The organism is Bradyrhizobium sp. BR13661, from assembly GCF_029892425.1.
Taxonomy (GTDB): Bacteria; Pseudomonadota; Alphaproteobacteria; order Rhizobiales; family Xanthobacteraceae; genus Bradyrhizobium.
Map to the genome: position 1 here is coordinate 207,273 of NZ_JARXWB010000003.1, position 18,256 is coordinate 225,528.

Genomic DNA, 18,256 nt, shown 5'->3' on the forward strand with positions numbered 1-18,256 from the left:
TGGCAACGGCGGCGGCTAGCTCACCACCGCCCGCTTCGGCTCCACAATCTCGAACATGCGCGGAAACTCATCCATCAGCCCCATCAGCTCCGCAAGCTTCATCGGATTACCCGACAGCTTGACCTTGCCCGCAGCCACCGCTTCCGGAAAGCTCGTCAGCTTCGCAATCACTTCATCCAGCGTCGCGCGCGCCAGCGTGAAGCTGGCGTCGGCATTTTCGGCTTGCACATTTTCGGTGTAGGTCAGTGCGCAGTTCTCGAGATTGAGCACGAATGTCTCACCGGTGTCCGAAAAACGCCAGTTCAGAACGATGTGCTTGCCTTCCGCCTTCGGGCCATTCAGGCGAATGCCGAGCACGTCCCAGAGCTGCGAGGTGCGCAGCGCCGCCAGCGTCTCGCGCGGCATTGGCGCGCGCGGCGGCGTCTTCGGCATGCCCTGGCGCAATTCCTGCGCGCCGAACAGATAGGCGTTGCGCCAGGTCGAGCTCTCGGCGGCATAGCCGAGCTGCTCCAGCGTGTCGGCCAGCAGCGCGCGCGCCGCCTGATTGTCCGGCTCGGCAAAGACGAGATGGCCGAGCGCCTGCGCAACGAAGCGGAATTCGCCCTTGTCAAAATCCGCGCGAGCCCGCGTCAGGATCGCGTCGGCGCCGCCCATGTATTCGACGTACTTCTTGCCTGATGCCACCGGCGGCAGCGGATCGAGATTGACCGGATTGGCATCGTACCAGCCGAGATACTTTTGGTAGATGGCCTTCACATTATGCCTGATATGGCCGTAATAGCCGCGGCCGTGCCAGGCGCCGTCGAGGCTCTTCGGCAGCTGGATCGCCTCGGCGATCTCGGCCGCATTGAGGCCGTGATTCATCAGGCGGATGGTCTGGTCATGCGCGAACTTGTAGAGGTCGCGCTGCTCGCGGATCATGGTGTCGATGCGCGCAGCTCCCCACACCGGCCAATGATGCTGGCCGCACATCGCCTCGGCCTTGCCGCCCCACAGCTGCAGCGCCTCGTTGAGGTACTTTGACCACGCCAGCGCATCGCGCACATCGGCGCCGCGGAACGGCAGCAGATTGTGGAAATTATGCGTGCAGTTCTCAGCTAAGTTCAGCAACTTGTAGCGCGGCAGGAAGAAGTGCATCTCCGCCGGAGCTTCGCTGTTCGGCGCCATCTGGAATTCGAATTCGACGCCGTCGATCAGCCGCTTGTCGCCGGTCGCCATGATCAAATCGGTCGGCCGCAGCAGCGCCACCGCACCCGCCGCCATGGTCTTGCCGAGACCGCAATCGACTTGCCCTTGCACGCCCTTGGCAAGGAAAGGCCCGAACTGATACTGCGCCCGCCGCAGCATCGCCGGCCCCGCAATGATGTTCTCGGAGACGGCGTGCTCCATGAACAGGTTCGGCGCGATGATCGGCACGCGCCCCGTCGCCAGCGCATCCTCTTCCAGCACGCCGCGCGCGCCACCCCAGTGATCGGTATGGGTATGCGTGAAGATGACGGCCGCAACCGGCTTCATGCCGCGGTGCCTGAAGTAAAGATCGAGCGCGGCGCGCGCGCCTTCGATCGAGGTCAGTGTGTCGACGACAATGACGCCGCTGTCGCCCTCGATCAGCGTCATGTTGGCAATGTCGAGCCCACGCACCTGGTAGACGCCGGGCACCACTTCGAACAATCCATGCTGCATGTTGAGCCGCGACTGCCGCCACAGGCTGGGATTGACCGTCGGCGGTGCCTGCTCGTTGGACAGAAAGCCATAGGGCTCGAGGCTCCAGACAGTCCGTCCTTGCGCGTTTGTAATCTTCGCGTTGTCGATCGTGCCGAGGAAGCCGCGCGCAGCGTCGTCGAAATCCCGCGTGTCGGAAAATGGCAACGCATTCAGCATCGCCTGATGGTGCGCGACGACCGATGGCATCGCGTCCTTCGGCGTGTTGGCTGCTTCGGTACTGGTCATGAGGCTCCTCCCCGGCGTCTTGTCTGGGAGGCATCTAACCGCATCTCGATTGCGGTTCCAACCGCTCCTTACGCGGCCAGTCCTTCGGAAACAGTCTGGCCCGCCTCCGGCATCCGCAGCTGCCGCGCCAGCACATAGCCGCCGCGGCTTTCCTTGGCGCGGTAGAGCGCCCTGTCGGAGCGCGACAACAGCGCCTCTGCAGTCCGGCCGTCGTCCGGCGCGACGGCAACCCCGACGCTGACGCCAAGCTCGATGGTCTGGCCGTCGACGTCGTAGGGCGCACTGATCGCGTTCACGATACGCATCGCCATCGCTTCCGCATCATCAACCGCGCGCTGCACCAGGACGAATTCATCGCCGCCCATCCGCACCAGGAGATCGTCGGCGGCGGCAATCGCCCTGAGTCGCCCGGCGACCTGCTTCAGCAGCGCGTCGCCAACCGGGTGGCCGAAGCGATCATTCGCTTCCTTGAAACGGTCGAGATCGAGCGTATGGACGGCGATCGTCCCGGCCGCGAGCATTGCGGGCAAGTCCGTCGCCAGCGCCGAGCGATTGGCAAGGCCCGTCATCGGGTCCACGCGCGACAGCTGCTCGAACTGGCGTTTGAGCGTGATCTGCTTGATCGAGGCGTTGAAGCTCAGCCGCACCATCTCGAAGCTCGCGACCACATACATCAGGATCAGGAGCCCGAGGCCGACATGACGCAGATCCGGCTGCATCAATGTCACGATCGCGGCCGGTGCGGCGATGGCGATCAGATCGAGCAGCGCCGCGACAGGGCGCAGCGCGAGCCGCGCCACCACGCCGGCACCAAAGCCGAAGCCGATGCCGACCGCCATGACGCAGCACAACGCATCACCCAGCACGATGCTGCGCGCTGCGAACAGGCCGAGGATGAGGGCCGTCACGATGGTGCCGGTCACATAGCGCCGCTCCCAGCGCACGGCCTCCGCGCGGCCGAGCTGCGGCGCACGGGTGAGGCGGCGGCGGAATGCAAACATTTCGATGAGACGAACGATGGCCACAACGACACCGGCGGCCGTCAGGCCCGCCGTCACCCTGTCACCGGTCTCGTAGGTCGTGATGGCGCCGACCATCGCCAGACAGGCGGCCGCAAGAATGTTGGGCAACATCGTGCCGTGAAGGCCCGTGATGACTTCCAGATAGACGGCGTCGGAGATAGACGCCCGCCCCGACTCCATTCTGTTGAACAACATGCCCGCACCCATACGCTGGCATGTTTGTACCGCACATCCGTAAAAATGCATGCACTGCACAGCAATGGCATTTGAACGAGCGGGTTTACCGCGCGTTAGCCATGTCCCGCCCGCCTGCGGGCTAATGCATCCCCAGTACCCGCGGCAGCCACAACGTCAGATCGGGCCAGTAGGTCACGATGACGAGGAAGCCGAGCATGGTGAACAGCCACGGCATCACCGCCACGGCGAGATCGGTGATGCGCATGCGCGCGATCATCGACGCCACATAGAGGTTCAGGCCGACAGGCGGATGGCAGAGGCCGACCTCCATGTTGACGTCCATGACGATGCCGAAATGGACGAGGTCGATGCCGAGCTTCTTGGCCGCCGGCGCCAGGATCGGCGCCATGATCAGGATGATCGAGTTCGGCTCCATGAAATTGCCGGCAAGCAGCAGCAGCACGTTGACGACCAGCAGGAAGCCGACCCAGCCGAGATTCTGCGCTGCGATCCAGTCGGCGAGCGTCGCCGGCAGGTTCTCGTTGGAGAGCACGAAGGAGAACAGCACCGCGTTGGTGACGATGTAGAGCAGCATCGCGCTGGTGTTGGCGGCACGCAGCAGCACGCGCGGCACGTCCGCGATCCTGATCGCCTTGTAGACGAACACCGCGATGATGAAGGAATAGACCGCGGCCATTGCGGCTGCTTCGGTCGCCGTGAACAGGCCGCTATAGATGCCGCCGATGATGATGACGACCAGCATCAGGCCCCAGATGCTCTCGCGGAAGGCGTGGACGGTCTCGCCCCAGGTCGCCTTCTTCAACCGCGGATAGTCGCGGTTGCGCGCCAACCACCAGGTGACGATGCAGAGCATCGTCGTCAGCAGCATGCCGGGCAACAGGCCCGCGACGAACAGCGCGCCGATCGAGGTGTTGGTGGAGACCGCGTAGACGATCTTCGGGATCGACGGCAGCATCAGGATGCCGAGCGAGCCGGCAACGGTGATGATGCCGGCACCGAAGCGCATGGGATAGCCGTGGCGGACCATCTCCGGCAGCACGATGGCGCCGATCGCCGCGACCGTCGCGACGCTCGAGCCGCAGACCAGCGCGAACATGGCGCAGGCGACGATGCCGGCAAGGCCAAGGCCGCCGTGCCAGTGCCCGATCAGCGAGGTCGCGAAATTGATCATGCGCCGCGCGACGCCGCCATGGGTGAGGAAATTGCCGGCGAGGATGAAGAACGGGATCGCCATGATCTCGAAGCCTTCGATGCCGGTGAAGAGCTTCATCGAGACGGCTTCGATCGGCACCGCCGTGAGCGTGAACAGGAACGTCATCACGGTGAGGCCGAGCGCGATCGACACCGGGATGCCGGTCAGCATCAGCGCGATCAAAAGCCCAAACACCGTCGCAGCCCGCATCCATTGCGGCAGCGCGAACACGCCGAACTTTTCGGCAAGGCACATCGCGAAAATCAGGATCGGCGCCATGATCAGGATCACGCCGAGCGGCGAGACTTTTCGCGCGGCGGCTTTCGTTGCGGCACCGGCGGGCTGCGGATGCAGCGCCGGCGAGACGTCGGCCTCCACGCCCTCGACACGGGTCTCGTCATGGTGCGGCAGCTCGCCGGTCCAGTAGTAGAACCAGGAGACCTGGAGGAAGCGGAAGCACATCAGGCCCGAGCCGAGCGGGATCGCCAGATAGACGAACCACATCGGCGCTTCCAGATCGTTGGACTGCTGCCCGGTCTTGAACATCTCGGAAACAAACGAGGCGCCGAAGGCGGCGATCATGCCGGTGAACAGCGCGCCGCAGAGCAGCGAGAACAGGATCACGTGCTTGCGCGAATGTTCGGGCAGACGGTTGACGAGCAGATCGACGCCGACATGGATGCCGGTGCGCACGCCATAGGCCGCGCCGAACTTCGCCATCCAGATGAACATGTAGATGCAGAGCTCCTGCGCCCAGGACAGGTCGAGCTCGGACAGGAAGGTGAACACGGCCTGCGAAAGGGCGGCGAGCCAGGTCAGGCCGTGCGTGGCGGCCCATCGCGACAGCTTGATCGATTCGCCCGCACCGTAACGGTGCACGACGGCGATGAAGATCAGTCCGGTTGCAGCGGCAATGAGCGTCGCGATCAACCATTCTTCGAGATGATTGAGCAACTGGTTGAGCGCGCGAAGCAAAGCGTAGTCCCCCTATCGATGCGAAACGGTCGGGAGTGCACTCACTCCCGACCGTTGGTATTACTTTCCCGAAAACCGCGTCAGTTCATCTTGACGTCGAGTTCCTTGGCGACGAGATCGAGCACTTCCTGCCCGACCCGGCCTTTGGCCCAGGCATAGGTCGGCTGCATCGCTTCGTGCCACGCCTTGCGGTCTGCGTCGCTCAGATAATGCAGCGTGGTCTTGCCCGTCTTCTTGATCTCGGCCAGCGCGTCCTCGTTTTCCTGATGCGCGATCTGGTTGGTGTATTCGGTCGCGTCCGCCATCGCCTTCTCGAGCTGGGTGCGGATGTCGGGCGGCAGGCCGGACCAGAACTTCGAATTCACGATGACGGCGTATTGCAGATGCGCGTGATAGGACACGGTGATGTCCTTCTGCACCTCGTAGAACTTCTGCGTCAGATAGTTGGATGCGGTGTTCTCGCAGCCGTCGACCACGCCGGTCTGCAGCGCCTGGTAGACTTCCGAGAACGCCATGATCTGCGGGATCGACCCCATCAGGCGGAAATACTGGTCGGCGATCTTCGATCCGGAGATGCGGAATTTCAGGCCCTTGAAATCCTCCGGCTTCATCAGCGGACGATTCGACGACACCATGTGGAAGCCGTTATCCCAATAAGCGAGGCCGGTGATGCCTTTGGATTCAAGTTTCTGAAACAGCCATTTGCCGACCGTGCCCTTCATGGCGGCGGAATAGGTCGCGTCGTCCTTGAACAGCCAGGGCAGGTCGAGCGCCTCGAACTCCTTGATGCCGAGCGGCGCGAATTTCGCGGTCGAGGGCGCGAGCATCTGCACCGAGCCGAGCTGCAGCGCCTCGATCTCCTCCTTGTCCTTGTAGAGCGAGGAGTTCGGATAGATTTCGATCTTGACCTTGCCGTCGGTGTACTTCTCGGCAAGCTCCTTGAACTTCAGCGCGCCCTTGCCCTTCGGCGTATCGTTGGCGACGACGTGGCTGAACTTGACAATGATCGGGCTCTGGGCCTGAGCCAAATCCGAAGACAAGGCCGGAGCCAAAGCAAACGCGGCCGCAGCGACCGCAAACAGCAGTTTGCGCATGAAGGACCTCCCAAACAACCTCGATAACCGGGTTCTTTTTTTGTTTTGCAGATCGGTTTTACAGGTCAGTAGTGGCAGCAATCCTCACCCCGAACAACTAGACCTAAGCCCAATTTGCCGCAGCGAAGCTTTGCCGCGGGCAAGCTATCTCGACGGCGCTCGCATGCGCAACCTGGCGCCCGCTCCACGCCGCGAAGCGAGCGCTTATGTCGCATCGCCGAAAGGCGCGTTAACCCTTGCGCTGGGCGACCATGAACAGCCGCCGGAACGGGAACAGCGTCTGGCCCGCTTCGTTCTTCGGGTAGGCCTTTGCGACCCGCTCGCCATAAGCCGCCTCGAACGCGGCCTTCTCATCGCCCTGCAGCACGTCGAGATAGCGCGTCAGCCAGGTGCCCTTGGTCCATTCCTTCACAGGATTCTCGCCCTCGAGGACCTGGAGATATTCGGTCTCCCAGATGTCGATGTTCTCAGACAACGGCGCCAGCAAATCGTGATAGAAGGCCGGCCCCTCCACCGGCGGCGGCGTGACGAGGTGCTCGACCTTGGACCGCCAGGGCCCGTTCAGCGCGGTCTCGCCGATCAGCACGTGCGACGGCGCGAGGAAATTGCGCGGCATCTGCACCGCAAGGATGCCGCCGGGCGCGACCTTCTCCATCACCGAGGGGAAGAGTGCCGCATGATTGGGCAACCAGTGCAGTGCGGCATTGGAATAGACCACGTCATATTGTTTGCCGGGACGCCAATGACCGAGGTCTTCATGTGACCATTCGACGTCGGGCGCGGCCTTGCGCCCGGCGGCCACCATCTCAGCCGAGCCTTCGACGCCTGTCACCGCGGCCGAAGGCCAGCGCTCCTTGATCAGTTTTGTCACGTTGCCGGCGCCTGCGCCAAGGTCCGCGACCGTGCGCGGGCCGACATCGGGAATGCGCATCAACAGGTCGACTGCGGGCCGGAGCCGGTGACCGGAGAATTTCAGATATTGCTGCGGATCCCATACCATCGTTGAAGCCTTTTCTTTTTCGTATTTCCTTCGCCGTCGCCCTTGGTTACCACTGCTCGTCCCGGTCGGGCAAATCGCCGCACCCGGGACAGGGCAGGAAACCTAAAACCAAACGAACGCCAAACGAAAATCCAAACGCGAAAAGCGAACAAGAGAGCGTGTGACCATGGATCTCGGGCTGAAATCGAAAACCGCAGTTGTCACCGGAGCCAGCATCGGCATCGGTCGCGCCATCGCCAAGGGCCTGGCCGCCGAAGGCGTGCGCGTGGTCGGCGTCGCGCGCCGCACCGACCTGCTGGCCGAACTGGCGACGGAGGTCGGCGGCGGGTTGATCACACCGTTCGAGCAGGACGTGATGGCGAAAGACGCAGCCGAAAGGATTTCAGCCTTCGCCGTCAGCAAGCTCGGCCATGTCGACATCCTCATCAACAATGCCGGCGGCAGCCGCCCGCTGCCGGTCGATGCGCCAGACAGCAAATGGGACGAAGCGATTGCGCTCAACTTCACCAGCTACCGCCGTATCGCGCATGCGCTGTTGCCGCAGATGATCGAGCGCAAATGGGGCCGCATCGTCAACATCACCGGCAAGTCCGAGCCGGAAGGCCTCAACGCTGCCTTCGCGGCCAAGGCCGCGGTTCATGCCTGGGCCAAGGGCCTGTCGCGCGAGATCGGCGAGCACGGCATCACCATCAACTGCATCCCGCCCGGCCGCATCATGAGCGAGCAGATCCGGCGCAACTATCCGCCTGACTATCGCGAGCGCTTTGCCGAGGAAGAAATTCCGGTGGGCTATTGGGGCGAACCGGAAGACCTCGCCGCACTCGCGGTGTTTTTGGCTTCGCCCGTGGCACGCTACATCACGGGAACGGTGATCCCGGTGGATGGCGGGTTGAGAAGGTATCAGTTCTGACATTTCGTCATTGCGACATCCTCGCGCAGCCAAACGAGTCCAGAACCGTCTCATGTCATCCGCCGCAACCACATTCGCGCAATCGTTCTTCCACGGCACGCGCGCTGATCTGAAACCCGGCGATCTGATCGTCGTCGGCTATCAATCCAACTTCACCGATATCAAGCCGCTGTCCTGGGTCTATTTCACCGCCACGCTGGATGCGGCGATCTGGGGCGCGGAGCTTGCCGCAGGCAGCGGACCCGGACGGATCTACGTTGTGGAGCCGACCGGGCCGATCGTGGACGATCCGAACGTGACGGACAAGAAGTTTCCCGGCAATCCGACGCTGTCTTATCGCTCCATCGATCCATTGCGGGTCATTGCCGAAGTGTTGCAATGGCAAGGCCATGCGCCTGAACGTCTGCAGCAGATGAGGGACAATATTGCTCGCCTGAAGGCGGCGGGTGTCGACAATATCATCGACTAGGTCGACGATGATCAGCCCGTAGGATGGTAGAGCGCAGTGAAACCCGTCGAGGGGTTTCGCTAAATGCTCTACCCATCCTGCGAAACTTGCGCCGTCTCAATAGCAAGGCGGATACGGATAATATCCGCAGGCCCTCCGGTAGCCGTACGCACCGTAAGCCCCGGCGGCTCCCACTGCCGCTGCGCCGTAGTAGGCGCGCCGATGCACCCTGCGGTTCACGCCCGCAACGCTCATCGGCGTCAGCGGTCGCCCCACTCTCGCTTCAGCGCGATCCATTGATACGGACGGAAGCGTCGATGACGAGAAATGCAGCGACAAAGGAGCGGCGGTCGACGACAGGGCCACAGCCACCAGCAAACCAAGATGCTTTACGTTGAAGGTCATGATGTTTCCTCCCATGCAAACGCTGATCTAGTTCAATGTGAGGCAACCACGCAGCCCGACCCTTGATCAGGGTCAACACCAGGCGCAGATATTGCGACGGGGCGCTTACGTGTCGGGCATAGCCGACTCCGTCATTGCGCTACATTCGAGCCCGCGCAATCAGAACCTTCAACCACGACGAACGCTTCGCGCCGGAGATCGTAACCGAACCGGCTGAAAAACCCCTTGTCGATCAAGGGGCTTTCTACTGTGCATGGGGTTGTTTTCGGCGTCTTGTTGCGAGCATGAACAAAAAGATGCAGGCGAAAGCTCACTCCGTCTGCAGGATCTCCGCGATCGCGGCCCCCGCCGCGATGGTGCCGAGCCCGCCGCCGACGTCGCGCGTCGCCCTGCCCTCGCGAAGCGCCTTCGCCACCGCCGCCTCGATCGCTCGCGCCGCTTCCTCGTAGCGGACCGCGCCGCTTCTCTCGCCGTGCCAGCCGAGCAGCAGCGCGGTCGACAGGATCAGCGACACCGGGTTGGCGACATCCTGACCGGCAATGTCCGGCGCCGAGCCGTGCGCGGCCTGCGCCATGGCGTAGCTGTCACCGACATTGAGCGAGCCCCCGAGGCCGAGGCTGCCCGAGAGCTCCGCGGTCAGGTCCGAGAGAATATCGCCGAACATGTTGGTGGCGACGACGACATCGAAACGATCGGGGTTGCGCACCACATGCGCCATCATCGCGTCGACCAGGATGTCGTCGACCGCGAGGCCGGGATAGGCCTTCGCCGCCTCGCGGCAGATGTCGAGGAACATGCCGTCGCCGATCTTGAGCACATTGGCCTTGTGGACGATGGTGAGGTGTTTTCGTCGTTTCATCGCGAGACGACAGGCCGCATGCGCGATGCGCTCGCAGCAGAGGCGCGTGATCCGGCGCAGCGAGATCACGACATCCGATGTGACCAGCAGTTCGCCATTGCCCTGCTCCATGTTGCGGTCGGCGTAAAACCCTTCGGTGTTCTCGCGCACCACGACGAGGTCGAAATCGCCGAGCCGGCCGGGGCGACCCGCATAGGTGCGCGCGGGCCTGATGTTGGCGTAGAGGTCGAGGTTCTTGCGGAAGTGGCGCGAGGGGTTGATCTCGCCATGCGCCTCGTCCTTGAAGTCGAAGGTGGCAGTCGGCCCGAGGATCAGGCCATCGGCGGCGCGAACGGTGTCGAGCAGCTCTGGGCGCACCGTCGTGCCTGATAGCCTGAGGCTCGCATGTCCGACCGCATGCTCCTCCAGCCGCAGATTGAGCTGGAAGCGCTCGGAGGCCACGCGCAGCAAGCCTGATGTCGCGGCCGTGATCTCCGGTCCGATGCCGTCCCCCGGCAGAACGACGATATGCATGGTGGTCCCCTTTCGAGAGCGGCGCCCGACCTTCGCGCATACAATGCATGCAAGCATGTGCCTGTGGAAGCAGCCTCAAGCGTAGTACATGCCGGAGACCATCGAAGCCAGATCGCCGGAGCAAAGCGCTGAGGCAATGACATCAACGTTACCTGCCGCTGCGCGCGAGCCCGATCATCCCAAAGCCGATGGCCTGCCGGCCGAACAGCGGCGCTGGGCGGTCGCTGCGATTTTCACCGCGCTGGCGATGGCCTCGCTCGACACCGCGATCGCCAACATCGCGCTGCCCGCCATTGCCGCCGATCTGCATGTCAGTCCGGAGCAATCGGTCTGGGTGGTCAACGTCTACCAGATCGCGCTGGTGGCGACGCTCTTGCCGTTAGGCGCGCTCGGCGAGATCGTCGGGCACCAGCGCATCTATCTCGGCGGCCTGATCCTGTTCACCATCGCCTCGCTGTTCTGCGCGGTCGCCTGGTCGCTGGACAGCCTGCTGGTCGCGCGCACGCTGCAGGGCCTCGGCGCCAGCGGCATCATGAGCGTCAACACCGCCCTGGTGCGCTTCGTTTATCCGGGGCGGATGCAGGGCCGCGGCTTCGGCCACAACGCGCTGGTGGTCGCAACCGCCTTCACCTTCGGTCCCTCGATCGCATCTGCGATCCTGGCGATCGGCCCGTGGCCGTGGCTGTTCGCCGTCAATATCCCGTTCGGCCTCATCGCCACCGGCATCGGCTTTGCGATGCTGCCGAAGACGCCGCGCGCCGATCATGGCTTTGATTTTCTCGGCGCGCTGCTCGCTGCCATGTGCCTCGGCCTGTTCATCACCGGTATCGGCAGCGCCGCACATAATTTGTCGCCGGTCATCGTGGGCGTCGAGCTGGTCACAGCGCTGGCGCTCGGCTTCATCCTGACGCGCCGCCATGCAGATCATCCCGCGCCGATGTTGCCGATCGATTTGTTCAGCCGGCCGATGTTCGCGCTCTCGGCGGCGACCGCGGTGTGCTCCTTCGCGGTGCAGGGCCTCGCCTTCGTCTCGCTGCCGTTCTATTTCGAGGACGTGCTCGGACGCTCGCAGGTCGAGACCGGCTTCTTCATGACGCCGTGGCCGCTGGTGGTCGGCATCATGGCGCCGATCGCCGGCCGCCTCTCGGACCGCCATCCGGTCGGTCTGCTCGGCGGCATCGGTCTCATCCTGCTCGGCCTCGGCATGGCGCTGCTCGCACTGCTACCGGCGAGCCCGAGCATTCCCGATATCGTCTGGCGGATCATGATCTGCGGCATGGGCTTCGGCTTCTTCCAGGCGCCGAACATGAAGGCGATCATGGGGAGCGCTCCGCCGCATCGCGGCGGCAGCGCCTCGGGCATCGTCGCCACCGCGCGGCTGACGGGACAGACCACCGGCGCGGCGCTGGCGGCAGCATGCTTTGCGCTCGCCGGTCACAACGGCGCCACTGTGGCACTGGCCCTAGGGGCAGGCTTCGCCGCGCTCGGCAGCGTGATGAGCTTCCTGCGGCTGGCGGTGAAGTAGCCGACACGCGCACACAACACCGCCCGGTCCATAATCTTCCCGCGACCGCGTAAATCTTCATGGCCACCCCTCGGACTATTGATTTGAACAGTTCCAGTTTGCCGGACACATTGCGCCCCTGAGTCCATCGGTGGATGGGCCAATCAGGGGACTTGCGATGGCAAACCTAACAATCAACGGAAAAACCCTCACGCTCGACGTCGAGCCGGATACGCCGCTGCTCTGGGCGATCCGCGAAAATGCCGGCCTGACCGGCACCAAATACGGCTGCGGCATTGCACAATGCGGCGCCTGCACGGTCCACATGGACGGTGTCGCCACCCGCTCCTGCGGGATCTCGGTCGGCGAGGCCGAGGGCAAGAAGATCACCACCATCGAAGGGCTCGCGTCCGGCAGCACGCTGCACAAGGTGCAGGAAGCCTGGATCGCCCAGGACGTCCCGCAATGCGGCTATTGCCAGAGCGGCATGATCATGGCCGTGGCGGCGCTGCTGAGCGAGAAGCCGAAGCCGACCGACGCAGACATCGACGATGCCATCACCAATATCTGCCGCTGCGGCACCTTCCAGCAGGTGCGCGAAGCGATCCACACGATTGCAAGCGCGTAAGGGAGCGGCACATGAACAAGCATGTTTCTCCCAGGATGAATCGCCGTGCCTTCGTCATCGGCAGCGCAACGCTCGGCGCAGGTCTCGCCATCGGCCTCGATCTCCCCTTCGGCGGTCCCGCCGTGGTCCGCGCGGCCGACGGCTCGCCAGAGATCAATGCCTGGGTCGTCATCAAGCCCGATGACACCGTGGTGATCCGCGTCGCCCGCTCCGAGATGGGCCAGGGCTCGCTTACCGGCCTCGCCCAGCTCGTCGCCGAGGAACTCGAATGCGACTGGACCAAGGTCACGACCGAATTCCCCTCGCCCGGGCAGAACGTCGCCCGCAAGCGCGTCTGGGGCGACTACTCGACCGGCGGCAGCCGCGGCATTCGCACCTCGCACGATTATGTGCGCAGGGGCGGCGCCACCGCGCGCACGATGCTGATCCAGGCCGCAGCCAATGAGTGGAAGGTGCCGGCCTCCGAATGCACGGCCGCCAATAGCGTCATCACCCATACACCGTCAGGCAAGACGACAACCTACGGCAAGGTCGCCGAGGCCGCGGCCAAGCTCACGCCGCCGGCCGACGTCAAGCTGAAGGATCCCAAGGATTGGCGGCTGGTCGGTAAGGGCGTGAAGCGCCTCGACACCCCGGACAAGGTCACCGGCACGACCGTCTACGGCATCGACGTCAAGCTGCCGGGCATGCTCAATGCCGCGATCAAGGATTGCCCGGTCACCGGCGGCAAGCTGAAGAGCTATGACGAGGCCAAGATCGCCGGCATGAAAGGCGTGAAGAAGGTGGTGAAGGTCGGCGACACCGCGGTTGCGGTCGTGGCCGACACCTTCTGGCACGCCAAGACCGCGCTCGATGCTTTGCCGATCGTCTGGGACGAAGGCGAGAACAAGAAGGTCAGCAGCGCTTCGATCGGAAAATGGCTGGCCGAAGGCCTCGACAGCGGTCCGGCCTATGTCGGCAATTCCAACGGCGACACCAAGGCCGCACTCGCGGGCGCGGCGAAGACGATCGAAGCCGTCTACAATTATCCCTACCAGAACCACGCCACGATGGAGCCGATGAACGCCACCGCGCTCTACACGGCCGACAAATGCGAGGTCTGGTGCGGCACGCAGAATGGCGAGGCGGCGTTCGCCGCCGCGCTGGAAGCCTCAGAGCTTCCCGCCGAGAAATGCGACGTCAACAAAATGCTGCTCGGTGGCGGCTTCGGCCGTCGCGGTCAGACCGATTATGTGCGGCAGGCCGTGCTGATCGCCAAGCAGATGCCGGGCACGCCGATCAAGCTGCTATGGACGCGCGAAGAGGACATGACGCACGGCCGCTACCATCCGATCACGCAGTGCAAGCTGACCGCGGGCTTCGATGCCGACAACAATCTCACGGCATTCCACATGCGGATCTCCGGCCAATCGATCTTGGCAAGCCTGAGGCCGGACGCACTCGTCAACGGCATGGATCCGGCGACCTTCGCCGGCCTCAATGCCAAAGGCGATGCGCCGTTCGGATACTCGGTGCCCAATCTCCTGATCGAGCACTCGATGCGCAACCCGCACATCATTCCGGGCTTCTGGCGCGGGGTGAACGTCAATCAGAACGCGATCTATGTCGAATGCTTCATGGATGAGCTGGCGCACGCGGCAGGCCAGGACCCGCTGGAGTTCCGGCGCAAGCTGATGAAGGACCACCCGAAGAATCTCGCGGTGCTGGAAGCCGTGGCCGAGAAGATCGGCTGGGGCACCGCGCCGCCGCAAGGCATCTACCGTGGGCTCGCGCATTTCGCTTCCTACGGCAGCTATGTCGCGGCCGCTGCGGAGATCTCGGTGACCGAAGGTACCAAGGTCAAGGTGCATCGCATCGTCGCGGCGACCGACCCCGGCTATGCCGTGAACCCCGCCCAGATCGAGCGGCAGATTGCCGGCTCGTTCGTCTACGGGCTGAGCGGACTGTTCTATGGCGGCATCACGGTCAAGGACGGCGCCATCGAGCAGACCAACTTCGACACCTACGATTCGATGCGCATCGCGGCGATGCCGAAGGTGGAGTCGATCGTGATGCCGAGCGGGGGTTTCTGGGGCGGCGTCGGCGAACCGACCATCGGCGTCGCGGGACCTGCGGTGCTCAACGCCTATTTCGCGGCAACGGGCAAGCGCATCCGCTCGGTGCCGCTGCGCGACCAGAACATCACCTTCGCCTAACGAAACGCCGCGGCGGCCACGGTGGCCGCCGCGGCATCTTGCCTGGATGATCTCAATGATCACGCGACCGGTGACACGTCGGAGCGCCGTGCTCGGCATCACGGCCGCTGCATTGGCGCGGCCAACAGTCTTGCATGCGCAATCGACGGGCCGCGTTGTCGTGGTCGGCGGCGGCTTCGGCGGAGCGGCCTGCGCCCGCGCGCTCAAGCGCGCGCAAGCCGACCTGCAAGTCATCCTGATCGAGCCCAATACGGTCTTCACCTCCTGCCCCTTCAGCAACGAGGTGATCGCCGGCCTGCGCGAGATCGAGGCACAGCAATTTGGCCATGACAAGCTCGCCGCCGAAGGCGTTACAGTGATCGGCCAGACCGTGACCACGATCGCGCCGGAACAGCGCAGCGTCATGACGGCCGACGGCGTCGCGCTGCCCTATGACCGCCTCGTGCTCTCGCCCGGCATCGACTTCCATTTCGAGGCTCTGCCTGGTTACGACGAGGCCACATCGGAAAAGATGCCCCACGCCTGGAAGGCCGGCGCGCAGACACTGCTGCTGCGCAGGCAGTTGGAGGCGATGGACGATGGCGGCACGGTCGCGATCGCCATCCCCGCCAATCCCTCGCGCTGTCCGCCCGCACCCTATGAGCGCGCCAGCCTGATCGCGCACTATTTGAAAACGAAGAAGCCGCGCTCGAAAGTGCTGATCCTCGATGCCAAAGACACTTTCTCACAGCAGCGGCTGTTCGAGAAGGCGTGGAAGGAGCTCTACGGCGACATGATCGAGCGCATCAGCCTCTCGCAAGGCGGCCGCGTCACCTCGGTCGATCCGGCTACCAAGACCATCGTCACCGAATTCGGCAATTACACCCCTGATGTCGCCAACGTCATCCCGCCGCAGCGTGCCGGTCACATCGCGGAGATCGCCGGCGCAGCTGATACCACCGGCTGGTGCCCGATCGATCCTGTGAGCTTCGAGTCGAAGCTTGTCAAAAACGTCCACGTCATCGGCGACGCCTGCCTCGGCGGCGGCATTCCCAAATCGGCTTCGGCCGCCAGCGCGCAAGGCAAGGCCTGCGCTGCTGCCATCGTCAACCTGCTCGCCGGACGCGCGCCGGAAATCCCGCGGCTGACCGGCGTCTGCTACAACACCGTCGCGCCCGGTTACGGCTTCTCGCTGTCAGGCAACTACCAGCCCAAGGGCGACATCTTTGCCGAGGTCGAAGGCGGCGCCACAAGCCCGCTCGATGCGCCACGTGAGCTGCGCGCGCGCGAGGCGGCCGAGGCGGAACGCTGGTTTCAAACCATCACGGCGGACACCTTTGGCTAAGTCGACATTCTACATCGCTGCGTTATTTGCCGGCATCGCGTTCGTTGCCGGCGCACGCGCACAGGGACTTGCGCCCTATGAGGTCGCCGGCGATGGCATCGCGAAATCGCTCACGGGCGCCCCCGGCGATGCCGCGCGCGGGCGCGCGCTGGTGCTGGCGCGAACGACGACCTGCATTCTCTGCCATTCCGGCCCCTTCCCGGAAACGCGTTTCCAGGGTGACCTCGCGCCCGATCTCGCCGGCACGGGGACCCGCTGGACGATGAGCCAGTTGCGGCTTCGGCTGGTGGATGCTTCACGCTTCAACGCGGACACCATCATGCCGTCCTATTATCGCAACGAGGGCCTCGTGCGTGTGGGACGCAATTTCGTGGAGAGACCGATATTGTCGGCCGAGGAAATCGAGGACATCGTGGCCTTTCTCGCAACCCTTCGAGACTAAGTTCATGCCCACGACGCGACGACAGTTCCTGAGCTTTGCCGGAGGCGTCACCGTCGCCGGGACGATCCCGATCGTCACGCTGCGGCCGGTCGAAGCAACGCCGGCGATGCTCACTACTGCGATCCGCAACGTCGTCGGTGAGGGCCCCATTCGCACCGGCAAGGTCAAGCTCAATATTCCGCCGCTGGTCGAGAACGGCAACACGGTGCCGATGACGGTGAGCGTCGCAAGCCCGATGACGGCGGATGACTATGTCAAGAGCATCCACGTCTTCAACGAGAAGAACCCGCAGCCGAACATCGGCAACTTCTACCTCAACCCGTCCTCCGGCCGCGCCCAGATCTCGACGCGGATCCGCTTGGCCGACACCCAGAAGGTGGTCGCGATCGCCCGTCTCTCCGACGACAGTTTCTGGCAGGTCACAGCCGACATCGTCGTGACGCTGGCCGCCTGCACCGAGGAGGTGAACTGATGGCCGCGCTGATCAACGTTCCCGCGAAAGCCAAACGCGGCGACATCATCGAGATCCGCACGCTGACCTCGCACATCATGGAAACCGGCTTCCGGCGTACGATGGATGGCGCGCTGGTGCCGCGCGACATCATCACGAGCTTCACCTGCCGCTACAATGGCACCGAGATATTTCGCGCCGATCTGTTTCCGGCGATCGCGGCCAATCCTTATCTATCCTTCTTCACCGTCGCCAAGGAAAGCGGCAAGCTCGAGTTCGAATGGATCGGCGATAACGGCTATTCGTCCACCGCATCGGCATCGATCACCGTCGAATGATTTTTTGGCGCGCGATAGCGGTGGTGGCGCTTGTCACCACGGGCCCTGCGCTGCTCGCCGGGGGAATCCCGCCCGATGCGCGCCGCTCCGGCTATTCCTTCATGGGCCCCGATACGCGCGCCATGCAGGATGACGACTCGTCCAATCCGGGGATGCTGTTCGTGCTCGACGGCGAGGCGCTGTGGATGAAGAAGGCCGGCAGCGCGAACAAAGCCTGCGCGGACTGCCATGGCGATGCCAGGAGCAGCATGAAGGGCGTCGCGGCGCGCTATCCAGCCTTCGACAAGACACTCGCGCGCCCGGTCACACTCGACCAGCGCATCAATCTCTGCCGCGCCAATCATCAACAGGCAGCACCGCTGCCCTATGAGAGCCGCGACATCCTGGCGCTATCCGCCTTCGTTGCTCATCAGTCGCGCGGCGTCGCCATCAGCGCAGGCGATGATCCACAGCTTAAACTTTTCGTCGAACAGGGGCGCATGCTGTTCATGCAGCGCGAAGGGCAGCTCAACCTGGCCTGCACCAATTGCCACGACGACAACTTTGACAGGCGCCTCGCAGGCTCGCCGATCACGCAAGGGCAGCCGACCGGCTATCCGCTCTATCGGCTGGAATGGCAGACGCTGGGATCCCTGGAGCGGCGCTTGCGCAGCTGTATGACCGGCGTCCGCGCCCAGGCCTATGACTACGGCGCGCCCGAGCTGGTCGCGCTCGAGCTCTATCTGATGTCGCGGGCCCGCGGAATGCCCATGGAAACGCCGGCGGTGCGACCGTAACGCCCAAATTAGGGCTAGGCAGGCGTGGAACG

17 protein-coding genes and 1 pseudogene are annotated in these 18,256 nt (G+C 63.9%); 10 read left to right on the forward strand and 8 right to left on the reverse strand.

Annotated features, from left to right (window positions below; all coding sequences use genetic code 11):
* Positions 1 to 15: 15 nt before the first annotated feature.
* The 6 genes and pseudogenes from M2427_RS06590 to M2427_RS06610 all read right to left on the reverse strand — a co-directional run bounded on the left by M2427_RS06590 (position 16) and on the right by M2427_RS06610 (position 7,431).
* Entirely contained in the window at positions 16 to 1,950 is a 1,935-nt protein-coding gene (locus M2427_RS06590) for an alkyl sulfatase dimerization domain-containing protein (RefSeq protein ID WP_280705395.1), read from the reverse strand.
* Positions 1,951 to 2,018: 68 nt separating this feature from the next.
* Positions 2,019 to 3,167: a GGDEF domain-containing protein gene (locus M2427_RS06595; protein WP_280705396.1), complete on the reverse strand. Its 1,149-nt coding sequence runs from the start codon at positions 3,165 to 3,167 to the stop codon at positions 2,019 to 2,021.
* A 121-nt stretch (positions 3,168 to 3,288) separates the two neighbouring features.
* A complete protein-coding gene (locus M2427_RS42095; protein WP_348521914.1) occupies positions 3,289 to 4,572 on the reverse strand; it encodes a TRAP transporter large permease subunit in 1,284 nt (427 codons plus the stop codon).
* A gap of 243 nt (positions 4,573 to 4,815) precedes the next feature.
* Positions 4,816 to 5,241: pseudogene (locus M2427_RS42100) on the reverse strand (TRAP transporter small permease); the annotation flags it as partial.
* A gap of 176 nt (positions 5,242 to 5,417) precedes the next feature.
* Positions 5,418 to 6,431 (reverse strand): DctP family TRAP transporter solute-binding subunit, encoded by a 1,014-nt coding sequence (locus tag M2427_RS06605; protein ID WP_280705400.1) that lies wholly within the window; start codon positions 6,429 to 6,431, stop codon positions 5,418 to 5,420.
* Between the two features lie 229 nt (positions 6,432 to 6,660).
* Entirely contained in the window at positions 6,661 to 7,431 is a 771-nt protein-coding gene (locus tag M2427_RS06610) for a methyltransferase domain-containing protein (protein WP_280705401.1), read from the reverse strand.
* A gap of 166 nt (positions 7,432 to 7,597) precedes the next feature.
* On the opposite strand from M2427_RS06610, the gene M2427_RS06615 reads away from it, so the two are divergent.
* A complete protein-coding gene (locus tag M2427_RS06615; protein WP_280705605.1) occupies positions 7,598 to 8,341 on the forward strand; it encodes an SDR family oxidoreductase in 744 nt (247 codons plus the stop codon).
* Between the two features lie 52 nt (positions 8,342 to 8,393).
* Complete coding sequence (arr, locus tag M2427_RS06620; protein ID WP_280705402.1) at positions 8,394 to 8,810, forward strand: NAD(+)--rifampin ADP-ribosyltransferase; 417 nt, start codon at positions 8,394 to 8,396, stop codon at positions 8,808 to 8,810.
* Between the two features lie 96 nt (positions 8,811 to 8,906).
* On the opposite strand, the gene M2427_RS06625 is transcribed toward arr, so the two are convergent.
* Together M2427_RS06625 and M2427_RS06630 are read right to left on the reverse strand one after the other, a co-directional pair.
* Positions 8,907 to 9,194, reverse strand: a complete 288-nt coding sequence (locus M2427_RS06625; protein WP_280705404.1) for a hypothetical protein — start codon at positions 9,192 to 9,194, stop codon at positions 8,907 to 8,909.
* 310 nt (positions 9,195 to 9,504) lie between these two features.
* Positions 9,505 to 10,566, reverse strand: a complete 1,062-nt coding sequence (locus M2427_RS06630) for an isocitrate/isopropylmalate family dehydrogenase (protein WP_280705405.1) — start codon at positions 10,564 to 10,566, stop codon at positions 9,505 to 9,507.
* A 136-nt stretch (positions 10,567 to 10,702) separates the two neighbouring features.
* On the opposite strand from M2427_RS06630, the gene M2427_RS06635 reads away from it, so the two are divergent.
* The 8 genes from M2427_RS06635 to soxA all read left to right on the forward strand — a co-directional run bounded on the left by M2427_RS06635 (position 10,703) and on the right by soxA (position 18,224).
* Positions 10,703 to 12,091: an MFS transporter gene (locus M2427_RS06635; RefSeq protein WP_280705406.1), complete on the forward strand. Its 1,389-nt coding sequence runs from the start codon at positions 10,703 to 10,705 to the stop codon at positions 12,089 to 12,091.
* Between the two features lie 157 nt (positions 12,092 to 12,248).
* Positions 12,249 to 12,698: a 2Fe-2S iron-sulfur cluster-binding protein gene (locus M2427_RS06640; RefSeq protein ID WP_280705407.1), complete on the forward strand. Its 450-nt coding sequence runs from the start codon at positions 12,249 to 12,251 to the stop codon at positions 12,696 to 12,698.
* Positions 12,699 to 12,709: 11 nt separating this feature from the next.
* Positions 12,710 to 14,893, forward strand: coding sequence for a molybdopterin cofactor-binding domain-containing protein (locus tag M2427_RS06645; RefSeq protein WP_280705408.1), 2,184 nt, complete (start codon positions 12,710 to 12,712; stop codon positions 14,891 to 14,893).
* Positions 14,894 to 14,951: 58 nt separating this feature from the next.
* Positions 14,952 to 16,217 carry an NAD(P)/FAD-dependent oxidoreductase gene (locus tag M2427_RS06650; protein ID WP_280705606.1) on the forward strand — a complete coding sequence of 422 codons (1,266 nt, stop codon included), beginning with the start codon at positions 14,952 to 14,954 and terminating at the stop codon, positions 16,215 to 16,217.
* On the forward strand, positions 16,210 to 16,659 hold the full coding sequence (soxX, locus tag M2427_RS06655; protein ID WP_280705409.1) for a sulfur oxidation c-type cytochrome SoxX: 450 nt from the start codon (positions 16,210 to 16,212) through the stop codon (positions 16,657 to 16,659). Before M2427_RS06650 ends, soxX begins: the two co-directional genes overlap by 8 nt.
* Positions 16,660 to 16,663: 4 nt before the next feature.
* Positions 16,664 to 17,131, forward strand: coding sequence for a SoxY-related AACIE arm protein (locus M2427_RS06660; protein ID WP_280705410.1), 468 nt, complete (start codon positions 16,664 to 16,666; stop codon positions 17,129 to 17,131).
* Complete coding sequence (soxZ, locus tag M2427_RS06665) at positions 17,131 to 17,448, forward strand: thiosulfate oxidation carrier complex protein SoxZ (protein ID WP_280705411.1); 318 nt, start codon at positions 17,131 to 17,133, stop codon at positions 17,446 to 17,448. The genes M2427_RS06660 and soxZ overlap by 1 nt, the downstream gene beginning before the upstream one ends.
* Positions 17,445 to 18,224, forward strand: coding sequence for a sulfur oxidation c-type cytochrome SoxA (gene soxA, locus M2427_RS06670; protein ID WP_280705412.1), 780 nt, complete (start codon positions 17,445 to 17,447; stop codon positions 18,222 to 18,224). Before soxZ ends, soxA begins: the two co-directional genes overlap by 4 nt.
* The last annotated feature ends 32 nt before the right edge of the window (positions 18,225 to 18,256 follow it).